This is a genomic window from Staphylococcus sp. HMSC063F05 (genome assembly GCF_001837075.1).
Lineage (GTDB): Bacteria > Bacillota > Bacilli > Staphylococcales > Staphylococcaceae > Staphylococcus > Staphylococcus epidermidis.
Map to the genome: position 1 here is coordinate 47362 of NZ_KV831350.1, position 16170 is coordinate 63531.

General features: G+C 32.7%; 13 protein-coding genes and 1 tRNA gene. 11 read left to right on the plus strand and 3 right to left on the minus strand.

All coding sequences use genetic code 11. The features are described from left to right. The first annotated feature begins 521 nt into the window (after positions 1–521). The 10 genes from uvrB (at position 522) to whiA (ending at position 13569) form a co-directional block, all read left to right on the plus strand. Positions 522–2507 carry an excinuclease ABC subunit UvrB gene (gene uvrB, locus HMPREF2576_RS07455; RefSeq protein ID WP_001829601.1) on the plus strand — a complete coding sequence of 662 codons (1986 nt, stop codon included), beginning with the start codon at positions 522–524 and terminating at the stop codon, positions 2505–2507. A gap of 7 nt (positions 2508–2514) precedes the next feature. Continuing rightward, positions 2515–5349, plus strand: a complete 2835-nt coding sequence (uvrA, locus tag HMPREF2576_RS07460) for an excinuclease ABC subunit UvrA (protein WP_001829652.1) — start codon at positions 2515–2517, stop codon at positions 5347–5349. 354 nt (positions 5350–5703) lie between these two features. Beyond that, entirely contained in the window at positions 5704–6636 is a 933-nt protein-coding gene (gene hprK, locus HMPREF2576_RS07465) for an HPr(Ser) kinase/phosphatase (RefSeq protein WP_001829649.1), read from the plus strand. Positions 6637–6641: 5 nt separating this feature from the next. Beyond that, positions 6642–7481, plus strand: a complete 840-nt coding sequence (gene lgt, locus HMPREF2576_RS07470) for a prolipoprotein diacylglyceryl transferase (protein WP_002468680.1) — start codon at positions 6642–6644, stop codon at positions 7479–7481. After that, positions 7478–8014, plus strand: a complete 537-nt coding sequence (locus HMPREF2576_RS07475) for an acyltransferase (RefSeq protein WP_001832606.1) — start codon at positions 7478–7480, stop codon at positions 8012–8014. Before lgt ends, HMPREF2576_RS07475 begins: the two co-directional genes overlap by 4 nt. Continuing rightward, complete coding sequence (locus HMPREF2576_RS07480) at positions 7981–9420, plus strand: tetratricopeptide repeat protein (protein WP_002468672.1); 1440 nt, start codon at positions 7981–7983, stop codon at positions 9418–9420. Before HMPREF2576_RS07475 ends, HMPREF2576_RS07480 begins: the two co-directional genes overlap by 34 nt. A gap of 64 nt (positions 9421–9484) precedes the next feature. Then, complete coding sequence (gene trxB / locus HMPREF2576_RS07485) at positions 9485–10417, plus strand: thioredoxin-disulfide reductase (protein ID WP_002438914.1); 933 nt, start codon at positions 9485–9487, stop codon at positions 10415–10417. A gap of 175 nt (positions 10418–10592) precedes the next feature. Then, positions 10593–11501 (plus strand): RNase adapter RapZ, encoded by a 909-nt coding sequence (gene rapZ, locus HMPREF2576_RS07490; protein ID WP_001829594.1) that lies wholly within the window; start codon positions 10593–10595, stop codon positions 11499–11501. Next, positions 11501–12496 (plus strand): gluconeogenesis factor YvcK family protein, encoded by a 996-nt coding sequence (gene yvcK, locus HMPREF2576_RS07495; protein WP_001829626.1) that lies wholly within the window; start codon positions 11501–11503, stop codon positions 12494–12496. The genes rapZ and yvcK overlap by 1 nt, the downstream gene beginning before the upstream one ends. 128 nt (positions 12497–12624) lie before the next feature. After that, entirely contained in the window at positions 12625–13569 is a 945-nt protein-coding gene (whiA, locus tag HMPREF2576_RS07500) for a DNA-binding protein WhiA (protein WP_002438915.1), read from the plus strand. Between the two features lie 67 nt (positions 13570–13636). Here whiA and HMPREF2576_RS07505 read toward each other — a convergent pair. Further along, positions 13637–13708 (minus strand) — tRNA-Arg (locus tag HMPREF2576_RS07505). Between the two features lie 188 nt (positions 13709–13896). Here HMPREF2576_RS07505 and clpP point away from each other — a divergent pair. Then, complete coding sequence (gene clpP, locus HMPREF2576_RS07510) at positions 13897–14481, plus strand: ATP-dependent Clp endopeptidase proteolytic subunit ClpP (RefSeq protein WP_001829659.1); 585 nt, start codon at positions 13897–13899, stop codon at positions 14479–14481. 261 nt (positions 14482–14742) lie between these two features. On the opposite strand, the gene HMPREF2576_RS07515 is transcribed toward clpP, so the two are convergent. Next, positions 14743–14934 carry a hypothetical protein gene (locus HMPREF2576_RS07515; RefSeq protein ID WP_001829614.1) on the minus strand — a complete coding sequence of 64 codons (192 nt, stop codon included), beginning with the start codon at positions 14932–14934 and terminating at the stop codon, positions 14743–14745. A 30-nt stretch (positions 14935–14964) separates the two neighbouring features. Further along, entirely contained in the window at positions 14965–15864 is a 900-nt protein-coding gene (locus HMPREF2576_RS07520; protein ID WP_001829630.1) for a TIGR01777 family oxidoreductase, read from the minus strand. Between the last annotated feature and the right edge of the window lie 306 nt (positions 15865–16170).

Below are 16170 nucleotides of genomic sequence, written 5' to 3' on the forward strand. Positions count from 1 at the left end.
TGTTTTTTTGATTTATTATTACATTAAATTGTAATAATAGTGATTATAATTTTATTTTAAAATTGTTGAATCATCATTATTGCTCATTTTTTACTTTAAATTGATGTTTATAGTATTTTGAATATTAAGTAATCCATGGTGTAAACATTAATAACTAAATATTAAATAGTAAATATTTTAATAGCTAGAACATAATAATTGATACATTGTGAATATAAAAGCGAAAGATTTTAAAGTACAGTGTGTATATAATATGTATTTGATTGTACGTTTAAGAAAAACATCGCACATCATACATTACTGATAAATAAAGCTCTAAGACAATTTCTTACATAAGAAATCATCTTAGAGCTCTTGTTTTAGAATAAGCATTATAAATGTTATATTTCACAAGCGAACAAATGTTTGTATTGTTCTTATAGAATTTGTTAAAATAGAAAATGATATTCATGAAAAAGTAATTGATTTGAGATGTGTAAAATCTTTATAAATGATAACAATATTAGGAGGCGTATTTTGGAATGGTAGAACATGTTCCATTTAAGTTAAAGTCTGAATTTGAGCCACAAGGTGATCAGCCACAAGCGATACAAAAAATTGTGGATGGCGTAAATGAAAGGAAACGTCATCAAACCTTATTAGGTGCAACTGGGACAGGTAAAACTTTTACTATGAGTAACGTAATTAAAGAGGTTGGTAAACCTACACTTATTATTGCACATAACAAGACATTAGCAGGTCAACTATATAGTGAATTTAAAGAATTTTTCCCAGAAAATAGAGTTGAATATTTCGTTAGTTATTACGACTACTATCAACCTGAAGCATACGTGCCTTCAACAGATACTTTTATTGAAAAAGACGCCTCCATTAACGATGAAATTGACCAACTACGACATTCTGCTACAAGTTCTTTATTTGAACGTGATGATGTCATTATTATCGCAAGTGTTAGTTGTATCTATGGTTTAGGTAATCCGGAAGAATATAAAAATTTGGTTGTTAGTGTACGTGTTGGTATGGAGATGGAACGAAGCGAATTGTTGAGAAAGTTAGTTGATGTACAATACTCACGTAATGACATAGATTTTCAACGTGGTACATTTAGAGTGCGTGGAGATGTTGTTGAAATATTCCCAGCTTCTAGAGAAGAAATGTGTATTCGCGTAGAATTTTTTGGAGATGAAATTGATCGCATCAGAGAAGTTAACTATTTAACTGGTGAAGTAATTCGAGAACGTGAACATTTTACAATTTTCCCTGCTTCACACTTCGTTACTCGTGAAGAGAAAATGAAAGTAGCTATTGAACGTATAGAAAAAGAATTAGAAGAGAGACTAAAAGAATTACGTGATGAGAATAAATTATTAGAAGCTCAAAGGTTAGAACAACGTACTAACTACGATTTAGAAATGATGAGAGAAATGGGCTTTTGTTCAGGTATTGAAAATTATTCTGTTCACTTAACTTTAAGACCATTAGGTTCAACACCATATACATTGCTTGATTATTTTGGAGATGATTGGCTTGTCATGATTGATGAGTCTCACGTTACGTTACCTCAAATTCGTGGTATGTACAATGGGGATAGAGCTCGTAAACAAGTATTAATAGACCATGGATTTCGTTTGCCAAGTGCGTTGGATAACCGACCATTAAAATTTGAAGAATTTGAAGAAAAAACAAAACAACTTGTTTATGTTTCAGCTACACCAGGCCCATATGAGTTAGAACATACAGATGAAATGGTTGAACAAATTATACGACCTACTGGTTTACTTGATCCTAAAATTGATGTGCGTCCAACTGAGAATCAAATCGATGATCTTTTAAGTGAAATCCAAGATCGCGTTGACAAAGATGAACGTGTACTTGTGACAACACTTACTAAAAAAATGAGTGAAGATTTAACTACATATATGAAAGAAGCGGGGATTAAAGTTAATTATTTACACTCAGAAATTAAAACATTAGAACGAATAGAAATTATTCGAGACTTACGTATGGGTACTTACGACGCAATAGTTGGGATCAATCTGCTGAGAGAGGGTATAGATATACCTGAAGTATCTTTAGTTGTAATTTTAGATGCAGATAAGGAAGGCTTCTTACGTTCTGATAGATCTCTTATTCAAACTATTGGGCGAGCAGCACGTAATGACAAAGGAGAAGTCATTATGTATGCGGATAAAATTACAGATTCTATGCAATATGCAATAGATGAAACACAAAGACGTAGAGAAATACAAATTGCTCATAACAAAGAACATGGCATCACGCCGAAAACAATTAACAAAAAGATTCACGACGTCATTAGTGCTACTGTGGAGAGCGATGAGACAAATCAACAACAACAAACTGAATTACCTAAGAAAATGACAAAGAAAGAACGTCAAAAAACAATAGAAAATATAGAAAAAGAAATGAAAAAAGCAGCCAAAGATTTAGATTTCGAAAAAGCAACAGAGTTAAGAGATATGTTATTTGAATTAAAAGCAGAAGGGTGACGATTAAATGAAAGGACCGTCAATTGTAGTAAAAGGTGCACGAGCACATAATTTAAAAGGAGTAGATATTGAATTACCTAAAAACAAGTTGATTGTCATGACTGGACTTTCAGGTTCAGGTAAGTCTTCGTTAGCGTTCGATACTATTTATGCTGAAGGTCAACGACGTTATGTGGAATCGTTAAGTGCATATGCGCGACAATTTTTAGGACAAATGGACAAACCTGATGTAGATACCATTGAAGGTTTGTCACCAGCAATATCTATTGATCAGAAGACGACAAGTAAAAACCCACGTTCTACCGTTGCCACTGTGACTGAAATCTATGATTATATTCGATTATTATATGCGCGTGTCGGTAAACCGTACTGTCCTTATCACGGTATAGAAATTGAATCACAAACTGTTCAACAAATGGTTGATCGTATTTTAGAATTGGAAGAACGTACAAAAATTCAATTACTTGCTCCAGTTATATCACATAGAAAAGGAAGTCATGAAAAATTAATTGAAGATATAGGTAAGAAAGGATATGTGCGTTTACGTGTTGATGATGAAATCGTCGATGTAAATGAAGTGCCTCAATTGGATAAAAATAAAAATCACACAATTGAAGTTGTTGTTGATAGACTTGTAGTTAAAGACGGCATTGAGACGCGTTTAGCGGACTCTATTGAGACAGCACTTGAACTTGCTGAAGGTAATTTAACAGTTGACGTTATTAATGGAGAAGAACTTAAATTCTCTGAGAACCACGCATGTCCTATATGTGGTTTCTCTATTGGTGAATTAGAACCTAGAATGTTTAGTTTCAATAGTCCGTTTGGTGCGTGTCCAACTTGTGATGGTTTAGGTCAAAAACTAAAAGTAGACCTAGATTTAGTCATTCCTGATAAAAATAAAACTTTAAATGAAGGTGCAATTGAACCATGGGAACCAACAAGTTCGGATTTTTATCCAACTTTATTAAAACGTGTATGTGAAGTCTACAAAATTAATATGGATAAGCCATATAAAAAATTGACTGATAGACAAAAAAACATACTTATGAATGGTTCTGGAGAAAAAGAAATTGAATTTACTTTCACGCAACGAAATGGTGGTACTCGTAAACGTAAAATGGTTTTTGAAGGTGTGGTACCTAACATTGACCGTCGTTACCATGAATCCCCCTCTGAATATACACGCGAAATGATGAGTAAATATATGACAGAGTTACCGTGTGAAACTTGTCATGGCAAACGCTTAAGCAAAGAAGCGTTATCTGTATACGTAGGCGACTATAATATAGGTGAAGTCGTTGAATATTCAATAAAAAACGCGCTTTATTATTTCGAAAACTTAAAATTAAGCGACCAAGATAAATCGATTGCAGATCAAATTTTAAAAGAGATTATTTCAAGATTATCATTTTTAAATAATGTTGGTTTGGAATATTTGACTTTAGATCGCTCATCAGGGACTTTATCTGGAGGGGAAGCACAACGTATTCGTTTAGCAACACAAATTGGTTCACGATTAACCGGAGTACTATATGTTTTAGATGAACCTTCTATTGGATTACATCAAAGAGATAATGATAGATTAATTAATACTTTAAAAGAAATGCGTGATTTAGGTAATACACTCATTGTCGTTGAACATGACGATGATACTATGAGAGCAGCTGATTATTTAGTTGATGTGGGCCCGGGAGCTGGTAACCACGGTGGAGAGGTTGTCTCAAGTGGTACCCCTAATAAAGTAATGAAAGATAAAAAATCCTTAACTGGTCAATATTTAAGTGGAAAAAAACGAATTGAAGTCCCTGAATACAGACGAGAAATCACCGATAGAAAGATTCAAATTAAAGGTGCTAAAAGTAATAATTTGAAAAATGTAAATGTAGACTTCCCACTATCTGTCTTAACTGTTGTTACAGGTGTGTCAGGTTCTGGTAAAAGTTCACTCGTCAATGAAATTTTATATAAAGCATTAGCTCAAAAAATTAATAAATCTAAAGTGAAACCTGGGAATTTTGATGAAATTAAAGGAATTGATCAATTAGATAAAATCATTGATATTGATCAATCGCCAATAGGTAGAACACCACGATCTAACCCAGCCACATACACTGGTGTCTTTGATGACATAAGAGATGTCTTTGCACAAACGAATGAAGCTAAAATACGAGGTTATCAAAAAGGTAGATTTAGTTTTAATGTCAAAGGTGGACGATGTGAAGCTTGTAAAGGTGATGGAATTATAAAAATTGAAATGCATTTTTTACCAGATGTCTATGTACCTTGTGAAGTGTGTGATGGTAAACGTTATAATCGTGAGACTTTAGAGGTAACATACAAAGGTAAAAATATTGCGGATGTGTTAGAAATGACTGTTGAAGAAGCTACGCATTTCTTTGAAAATATTCCTAAGATTAAACGTAAATTACAAACACTTGTAGACGTTGGGTTGGGGTACATTACTTTAGGTCAACAAGCTACTACATTATCTGGTGGCGAAGCGCAACGTGTAAAACTCGCATCAGAATTGCACAAACGTTCAACGGGGCGTTCTATTTATATTCTTGATGAACCAACTACAGGATTACATGTCGACGATATAAGTCGTTTATTAAAGGTATTGAATCGTATAGTGGAAAATGGTGATACGGTCGTTATTATCGAACACAATCTTGATGTTATTAAAACGGCTGATCATATTATTGATTTAGGTCCAGAAGGCGGTGAAGGTGGAGGAACAATCATCGCAACTGGTACACCTGAAGAGATTGCTCAAAATAAAGGGTCTTACACTGGTCAATACTTAAAACCAGTATTAGAGAGAGACAGCGTTGAATAGTAAGGTGTATGACTAGTAATAAAATGATAGATTAACTTAAAAAGCTTTAAGATGACTTTTACACAAAGAATCTTAGAGCTTTTTATATTAAATTAATTTCATTAATTTGAGCATAAATCATCAAATAGTCATTTGAAATTCGATTTAGATTATTATTTAAGGTATATTTTTTAACTCAATCAGTCAACTACTCGATTGTAAAATGGAGATAAAATCTAGTTTGTCTTAAAACAGTAATGATTTAAGAAACTTTTAAAATTTTAAATCATCATTTTAATATAAAACATGTGTTGATTTTTGATATGATAATAGAAAAGGAAGATACGAATGGCTTATGAAATTTGAGGTGAATGCATGTTAACAACAGATAGATTAGTTAATACGTTAAATTTAGAATTACTTACTGGTGAAGAAGGTTTAGATAGACCAATTAAAAACACAGATATTTCACGTCCAGGTTTAGAAATGGCTGGATATTTTTCACATTATGCTTCAGACCGTATTCAATTATTAGGGACAACGGAGTTATCATTTTATAATTTACTTCCAGATGAAGAGAAGAAAGGAAGAATGAGAAAATTATGCCGACCTGAAACTCCAGCGATTATTGTTACACGTGGGTTAGAACCACCCGAAGAACTTATACAAGCATCTCAAGAAACGCATACACCAATTATTGTTGCGAAAGATGCCACAACGAGTTTAATGAGTAGGTTAACGACATTTCTCGAACATGAACTCGCGAAAACTACTTCTTTGCACGGTGTACTTGTTGATGTTTACGGTGTAGGTGTACTAATTACAGGAGATTCTGGCATTGGGAAAAGTGAAACTGCATTAGAATTAGTCAAACGAGGCCATAGATTAGTGGCTGATGATAATGTAGAAATCAAAGAAATTACTAAGGATGAACTTGTAGGGAAACCGCCTAAACTTATCGAACATTTGCTAGAGATTCGTGGTCTCGGAATCATTAATGTTATGACTTTGTTTGGAGCAGGATCAATATTAACTGAAAAACAAATTCGATTAAATATTAATTTAGAAAATTGGAATAAGAATAAATTATACGATCGTGTAGGTCTTAATGAAGAAACATTGAAAATTCTTGATACGGAAATCACTAAAAAAACGATACCAGTTAGACCAGGGCGTAATGTAGCAGTAATTATTGAAGTAGCTGCTATGAATTATCGTCTTAATATCATGGGTATTAATACAGCAGTTGAATTTAATGAGAGACTTAATGAAGAAATCGTTCGAAATAGTCATAAAAGTGAGGAGTAACACACATGAATATAACATTAGGATATATCGATCCTGTTGCCTTTAGCTTGGGACCAATCCAAGTTCGATGGTATGGAATTATTATTGCTTGTGGTATCTTACTTGGATACTTCATTGCACAAGCAGCATTGAAACAGGTTGGATTACATAAAGACACCTTAATCGATATTATATTTTATAGCGCGATTGTTGGATTCATAGTTGCGAGAATATACTTTGTTACATTTCAATGGCCATATTACATGAATCACTTGAGTGAGATACCAAAAATTTGGCATGGTGGTATTGCCATACATGGTGGCTTAATTGGTGGACTTATCTCTGGGATTATTGTTTGTAAAATCAAAAATCTACATCCGTTTCAAATAGGAGATATTGTGGCACCAAGTATTATTTTAGCTCAAGGGATAGGACGCTGGGGAAACTTTATGAATCATGAAGCGCATGGAGGTCCAGTATCTAGAGCTTTTCTAGAACATTTACATTTGCCAGACTTTATTATTAGAAATATGTATATTGAAGGCCAATATTACCACCCGACGTTTCTATATGAGTCTATTTGGGATGTAATAGGTTTTGTCATTTTAATTACTTTAAGGAAACGTCTAAAACTTGGAGAGACATTCTTTGGTTATCTTATTTGGTATTCTGTAGGGCGCTTTTTCGTTGAGGCGATGAGAACCGATAGTTTGATGCTTACGAGTCATATACGTGTCGCGCAACTTGTTTCTGTTGTGCTTATTTTGATTAGTGTGATATTCGTAATTTATAGAAGAGTTAAATACCAACCAATAAAATATGAAAATTCAGGACCATTAACATGGCCGATTAAAAAGGCTAAGTGATTATTTTGAGAAGATTAAGTAAAGAGAAGCATCATCAAGTGAATCCTTTATGGCATATATATAGAAAAATTAAATTCGTAAAAGTGCTAAAGCAAACGTTGATTATAGAAATTGCAAGATTTGTTCCTAGTATGAAACTTAAAAATAAAATATATAAAAAGCTTTTAAAAATGGATGTCGGGAATCATACTTCATTTGCATATAAAGTGTTGCCTGATTTGTTTTATCCAGAATACATTTCGGTTGGCAAGAATACAGTCATTGGTTATAATACAACAATATTAACTCACGAAGTACTTGTTGATGAGTGGAGAGTAGGAAAAGTCATTATAGGCGATTACACTTTAATAGGTGCAAATACGACAATATTACCAGGAATAACCATAGGAAATCATGTTAAAATTGGTGCGGGTACGGTTGTGTCTAAAGATGTTCCCGATTACAGTTTTGCATTTGGTAATCCTATGCAAATACAATTAGATTCAGGAGGTGACAATGAATGGCACAAAAAGAAAATAACATCATTCCAATGATTTTTGATGAGGCTTTTTATCGTAAAATGGCTACCCAAAAGTGGCGACAACAGGACTACAAGAAGGCGGCAGAATATTATGAAAAAGTGCTTGAGTTGTCACCTAAGGATTTTGATATTCAACAACACTATGCTCAATGTTTAGTTAAATTAAATATCGGCAAAAAAGCAGAACGTCTATTTTATGAGAATATTGTTAAAGACTTTCATGTAGCAGAAAGTTTCTATGAACTAAGTCAATTAAATATAGAATTAAACGAGCCAAACAAGGCATTCTTGTTTGGTATTAATTATGTAATATTGTCAGAGGATAAAGATTTTAGAGAAATGCTTGAAAAAACATTCGAAGTCGCGTATACAAATGAACAAAAAATTGAATTAGAAGCACAATTGTTTTCAACACAACTTTTATTTCAATTTCTCTTTTCGCAAGGTAGGTTAGAAGAAGCCCGAACATATATTTTGAATCAATCTTACGAGATACAACAGCATAGGGTGATTAGGAATTTACTTGCAATGTGTTATTTGTATCTAGGTGAGTATGATAGCGCCAAAGCAATGTTTGAAGAACTTTTAAAGGAAGATAATTCAGACGTGCATGCACTTTGTCACTACACATTATTACTTTATAATAAAAAAGAAACAGAAAAATATCAAAAATATCTTAAAATACTTAATAAAGTAGTACCACTAAATGACGACGAAACCTTTAAATTAGGAATCGTATTGAGTTATTTAAAACAGTATCGTGCTTCTCAAAATTTACTTTATCCACTTTATAAAAAAGGTAAATTTGTCTCTATTCAAATGTATAATGCATTGAGTTTCAATTTTTATTACCTAGGAAATAAAGACGAAAGTATTGAGATGTGGAACAAGCTCACTCAAATTTCTAAAGTTGATGTTGGTTATGCACCTTGGGTAATTGAGGAAAGTAAAACGGTATTTGAATCACGAGTGTTACCATTATTACTAGATGATAATAATCATTATCGACTTTACGGTATTTTTTTACTTCATCAATTAAATGGAAAAGAAATACTAATGACTGAAGATATTTGGTCAATTCTTGAATCAATGAATGACTATGAGAAACTTTATCTCACATATTTGGTACAAGGACTCACACTCAATAAATTAGATTTTATACACAGAGGTATGCAAAGGTTGTATAATTTTAAGAAATTCAAATATAACACGTCTTTATTTACAGATTGGATTAATCAAGCAGAAATGATTATATCTGAAAATGTAGATTTAGTAGATGTCGATAGATATGTAGCTGCATTTGTTTACCTATCGTATCGTCGTTCTAGCCAACCACTTACCAAGAGGCAATTGATGGACGATTTTAATGTTTCTAGATACAAACTGAATAAAGCAATTGAATTTATATTGAGCATATAAATTTATGAAATGAAAAGTATGATATATAATGCGCATAATGATTAATAAGTAGGAGGCATTTAAAATGACTGAAGTAGATTTTGATGTAGCAATAATCGGTGCAGGTCCTGCCGGTATGACAGCAGCAGTATATGCATCTCGTGCCAATTTAAAAACTGTCATGATTGAACGCGGTATGCCAGGCGGTCAAATGGCAAACACTGAAGAAGTAGAGAATTTTCCAGGATTTGAGATGATCACAGGTCCTGACTTATCTACTAAAATGTTTGAACATGCTAAAAAATTTGGTGCGGAATACCAATATGGCGATATTAAATCTGTTGAAGATAAAGGCGACTATAAAGTTATCAATTTAGGGAATAAAGAGATAACAGCACATGCAGTTATTATCTCAACTGGAGCAGAGTATAAAAAGATTGGCGTTCCTGGTGAACAAGAATTAGGAGGACGTGGAGTAAGTTATTGTGCGGTTTGTGATGGAGCATTCTTTAAAAATAAACGTCTTTTCGTAATTGGCGGCGGAGATTCAGCGGTAGAAGAAGGTACTTTCTTAACTAAATTTGCAGATAAAGTAACGATTGTTCACCGTAGAGATGAATTACGTGCACAAAACATCTTGCAAGAACGTGCCTTCAAAAATGATAAAGTTGACTTTATTTGGAGTCATACACTTAAAACAATTAATGAAAAAGATGGTAAAGTTGGTTCAGTTACACTTGAATCAACTAAAGATGGTGCTGAACAGACTTATGATGCCGACGGTGTATTCATTTATATTGGAATGAAACCACTCACAGCACCATTTAAAAATCTTGGTATTACAAATGACGCGGGATACATTGTCACACAAGATGACATGAGTACTAAAGTACGAGGTATTTTTGCTGCAGGTGACGTTCGTGATAAAGGGTTACGTCAAATTGTTACTGCTACAGGAGACGGTAGTATTGCGGCTCAAAGTGCAGCTGATTATATTACAGAATTAAAAGATAATTAAAATTTAACTCATTTTACACATAGCTAGAACATTGTTTGCGTCAAAGTATCGTCATCAATGATTCTAGCTTTTTTAATTACAATATAAGTATGTTACTTTGCATATTTGAGTGTGATAAGATGAATTTAATATAATGATATTGATTGAAGATTATAATTGGCGGTGACTTAAGAAAATGACAAGCAACGAAAAAGAAATGGGTAAAAGTGAATTGTTAGTTGTTACAGGTATGTCTGGAGCGGGTAAATCATTGGTGATTCAAAGTCTCGAAGATATGGGATTTTTCTGTGTAGATAATTTACCACCTGTACTATTACCTAAATTTGTAGAATTGATGGCTCAAGGAAATCCTTCATTGCAAAAAGTAGCAATTGCAATAGATTTAAGAGGTAAGGAATTATTTAAATCTCTAGTTAAAGAAATTGATATTATTAAAAGTCGTAATGACGTGATTTTAGATGTTATGTTTTTAGAAGCTAAAACTGAAAAAATTATTTCACGTTATAAAGAATCAAGAAGAGCGCACCCACTAAATGAACAAGGACAAAGATCATTAATAGATGCAATAAATGAGGAACGTGAACATCTATCAGAAATCCGAAGTATCGCTAATTACGTGATTGATACAACAAAATTAAAACCTAAAGAATTAAAGCAACGCATTTCAAAGTTTTATTTAGATGAAAACTTTGAAACATTTACAATCAACGTGACAAGTTTCGGTTTCAAGCATGGTATACAAATGGATGCTGATTTAGTTTTTGATGTCAGATTTCTACCTAATCCCTACTATGTAGAGGAATTGCGTCCATTTACTGGTTTAGATGAGCCAGTGTACAATTACGTTATGAAGTGGAAAGAAACCCAAATATTTTTTGATAAATTAACAGATTTATTAAAATTTATGATTCCTGGCTACAAAAAAGAAGGTAAATCGCAATTGGTTATTGCTATAGGTTGTACGGGTGGACAACATCGATCAGTCGCATTAGCTAAACGTTTAGCTGAATATCTTAACGAGATTTTTGAATATAATGTTTATGTGCATCATAGAGATGCGCATATTGAAAGTGGAGAGAGATAATGAAACAAATGAATGTAGTACTTATTGGTGGTGGCACTGGACTTTCTGTCCTTGCTAGAGGCCTTAGAGAATTTCCAATAGACATTACTGCCATTGTTACTGTAGCGGACAATGGTGGGAGCACGGGGAAAATTAGAGATGTCATGGATATTCCAGCGCCTGGTGATATTCGTAATGTCATTGCTGCTTTAAGTGACTCAGAATCGATATTAACTCAATTGTTCCAGTACCGTTTTGGTGAAAATCAAGTAGATGGGCATTCATTAGGTAATTTAGTTATTGCTGGAATGACTAACATTACTAATGATTTTGGACACGCTATTAAAGAGTTAAGCAAAGTTTTAAATATTAAAGGCCAAGTCATCCCTTCAACAAACGCAAGTGTGCAACTCAACGCGGTGATGGAAGACGGTGAAATTGTACATGGAGAAACTAATATACCTAAAACACATAAAAAAATAGATCGTGTGTTTTTAGAACCAAGTGATGTTGAACCAATGAATGAAGCGATAGAAGCTTTAGAACAAGCAGATTTAATTGTCTTAGGACCAGGTTCATTATATACAAGTGTTATATCAAATTTATGTGTCAAAGGTATTTCAGAAGCATTATTACGTACATCTGCTCCAAAACTTTATGTATCTAATGTTATGACACAACCAGGCGAGACTGATAATTATGATGTCAAAGAGCATATTGATGCACTTACTCGACAAGTTGGTGAACCATTTATTGATTTTGTCATATGTAGCTCAGAATCCTATAGTAAAGATGTTTTACAACGATATGAAGAAAAGAATTCGAAACCAGTAGCAGTACATAAAGAACAATTAAAAGATAGTGGAATTAGAGTTTTAACGGCATCTAATTTAGTTGAAATATCTAATGAACACTATGTCAGACATAACACAAAAGTATTATCAAAAATGATTTATGAACTTGCCTTAGAATTAACAAGTACAATTCGCTTTACTCCTAGTGATAAAAAGAAATAATTATAAGCGAATTCGTAGTTATGATATGATAGCTTAAGTGTGTGTTTAGAATTAGAAAATAACTTTACACCTCATTGGCGATACTATAAATAAGAATAGAAAAAAGGGTTAGGAAGGGTGAGTGTTCAATGAGCTTTGCATCAGATATGAAAAATGAACTAACACGCATAGAAGTTGACGAATCGAATGCTAAAGCAGAGCTCAGTGCATTAATTCGCATGAATGGCGCACTTAGTCTATCAAATCAACAATTTGTAATTAATGTACAGACAGAAAATGCGACAACAGCTCGTCGAATTTACTCTCTTATCAAACGTATATTTAATGTTGAAGTTGAAATTTTAGTTAGAAAAAAGATGAAATTGAAAAAAAACAATATTTATATATGTCGAACAAAGATGTTAGCGAAAGAAATACTAAATGATTTAGGAATTTTAAAAAAGGGAGTTTTTACTCACGATATTGATCCGGATATGATTAAAGATGATGAAATGAAAAGAAGTTATTTAAGAGGGGCTTTCTTAGCAGGTGGTTCTGTAAATAATCCTGAAACATCTTCATATCATCTTGAAATTTTTTCACAATATGAAGATCATTCCGAAGGTCTTACTAAATTGATGAATAGTTATGAACTCAATGCGAAACATTTGGAACGTAAAAAAGGGAGTATTGCGTATCTTAAAGAAGCTGAAAAAATTTCCGACTTTCTTAGTTTGATAGGTGGCTATCAAGCATTGTTAAAGTTTGAAGATGTAAGAATTGTCCGTGATATGCGTAATTCGGTTAATCGTCTTGTTAATTGTGAAACAGCAAATCTTAATAAAACTGTTAGCGCAGCAATGAAACAGGTTGAAAGTATACAATTAATTGATGAAGAAATTGGGCTTGAAAATTTACCTGATCGTTTAAGAGAAGTAGCGAAGCTCAGAGTAGAACATCAAGAAATATCGTTAAAAGAATTGGGTGAGATGGTTTCTACAGGGCCTATATCTAAATCAGGTATGAATCACCGTTTAAGAAAGTTGAATGAATTAGCGGATAAAATAAGAAATGGTGAACAAATTGAATTATAAAAAATGAGATTTTAAGACTGAGATTACAAATAAGCTCAGACATTAAAATCTCCTCATCATTCAGCAACCCCCTCGAGAGGAATCGAACCTCTATTTTAAGAACCGGAATCTTATGTGTTATCCATTACACTACGAGGGGTAAATATTGAAATAATCACATTTCTGTACGTCGTTCAATAATGACGGTACAATGAAAACGATAATTCTAGTTTACAAATGAAAAGGTTAAGCGTCAAATTGAATTTTTGATTAATAAGCTTAATCTTTGACCATTTTTGACTTTTAAGGTAAAATAATTTTAACAGTTATTATAAGGAGGAAAAATAAATGAATTTAATTCCTACAGTTATTGAAACAACTAACCGCGGTGAACGTGCGTATGATATATATTCACGTTTGTTGAAAGACCGTATTATCATGCTAGGTTCTCAAATTGATGATAACGTAGCTAACTCTATTGTGTCACAATTATTATTCTTGCAAGCGCAAGATTCTGAAAAGGATATTTATTTATATATTAATTCACCAGGTGGCAGTGTAACTGCTGGATTTGCTATTTATGATACTATCCAACATATCAAACCAGACGTTCAAACAATCTGTATTGGTATGGCAGCGTCTATGGGTTCATTCTTGTTAGCAGCAGGTGCAAAAGGTAAACGATTTGCGCTACCTAATGCTGAAGTTATGATTCACCAACCATTAGGTGGTGCACAAGGACAAGCAACTGAAATTGAAATTGCAGCAAATCATATTTTAAAAACACGTGAAAAATTAAATCGTATTTTATCAGAACGTACAGGTCAATCAATTGAAAAAATTCAACAAGATACTGATCGCGACAACTTCTTAACAGCTGCAGAAGCTAAAGAATATGGATTAATTGATGAAGTAATGGAACCAGAAAAATAATAAAATAAACGTTGTATGATTATTGATTAATACACAAAACCCTAGTAGACGACAATGTATATTTTGTCATTTGTCTACTAGGGTTTTTATTTTAAATAATATATGAATATAGATTTAGAAAAAACGATGTAATTAAAAAAAGATAAATACCTTACAAAATGGATTATTACCGTTTTTCATTTATTAAAAGTGTTATTCAAACCGAGAGATTTTCATTTATCTATGTTTAATAAAATGATTGTTACTTTAAACTGATGAAATTTAACGTTTTGAGTGTTTTGATGATTGATACATGGTATTCAATGTTGTTGATAATAAAATGATTCCAACTAATATAAATAATATCGACATTAATATCATTGATAACGTACGTTCAAATGCAAATATACCATTAGCAATTAATAAAATACTTGCAATGATTAATAATATATATGTTAACTGAGTATCTTTCATTTTATATCCCTTCTTCTTACGATGTAATTCTTAAGCTTTAATTAAATCATCTAAAGCATTTCTTAAATTATTATACTTAAACTCAAAACCTAGTGCATGTAATTTATTTGGAAGTACTTTTTGTGTATCTAATATGACAGTAGACATCTGACCTAGCACTGCACGTAGTATCAATTTAGGTGCCCACGTTTCATGTGGTTTATGCATCGCACGTGCTAAAGTATAACCAAATAAGTTTTGTCTTTCAGGAATAGGTGCAGTTAAATTAAATGGACCTTCAGCGTTATCATGATTGATAGTAAATAAAATACCTCTAATTAAGTCATCGATATGAATCCAAGAGTACCATTGTCTTCCAGAGCCGAGTTTTCCCCCAACATATAAACGATACGGAAGTTCCATCATTTCAAGAGCACCACCATCGTCTGATAGAATAAGACCGAATCGACCTAAAACGACACGTGTACCGAATTGCTTAAATTTATTCGCAAACCGTTCCCATTGATATACAATTTCTGATAAGAAATCAAATGGAAGTGTTCGATATAATTCCGTATAACTTGTAAATAAATCTGGAGGGTAGTAGCCCATTGCACTTGCGTTAAATAAAACTTCTGGTTTGTGTTCACGTGTTTCAAAAAGTTCAAATAGTGTTTGCGTTGATTGAATACGACTAAGCATCATCGCTTGTTTGTGGGAAGATGTCCAACGTTTATTCAACGTTGCACCAGCTAGATTAATAACAATATCTATATCTGGTACTTGATGTTGCCAACCCTCTTTTGACCAGTTGATATACGTGATTTTGGGATGATTAGAAGTTTTATCCTGTCTGGTTAAAATTGTAATATGTGCATCGGTTTGTTTAATTTCGTTGACCAAGTGGGAACCGACCATGCCAGTTCCACCAGTAATTAAATAGCGTTTCATAGTTTCACCTCATCTGAAAATAAAAAGCTGTCATCTTATTGATACTTATTATTATTATTCATATTTTATACATTTTTTAGCCAATAAGATGTCAAAGACTTTTTTTAATATGCATTTAAAATAAAAACAGATTAGTTATAATAAAATTGTACCTTCGATAATTAATTAAACATCTCTTAATTAGTATGAGTATACCCCATAATATACTAACGAAGGTAAATTTTGACTCCCTTTAGTAGTGGATCCGTGCGAGCAACGTATGGATCCTTTTTTTCTATCCTAGAATACATATACCCATTTAATAGT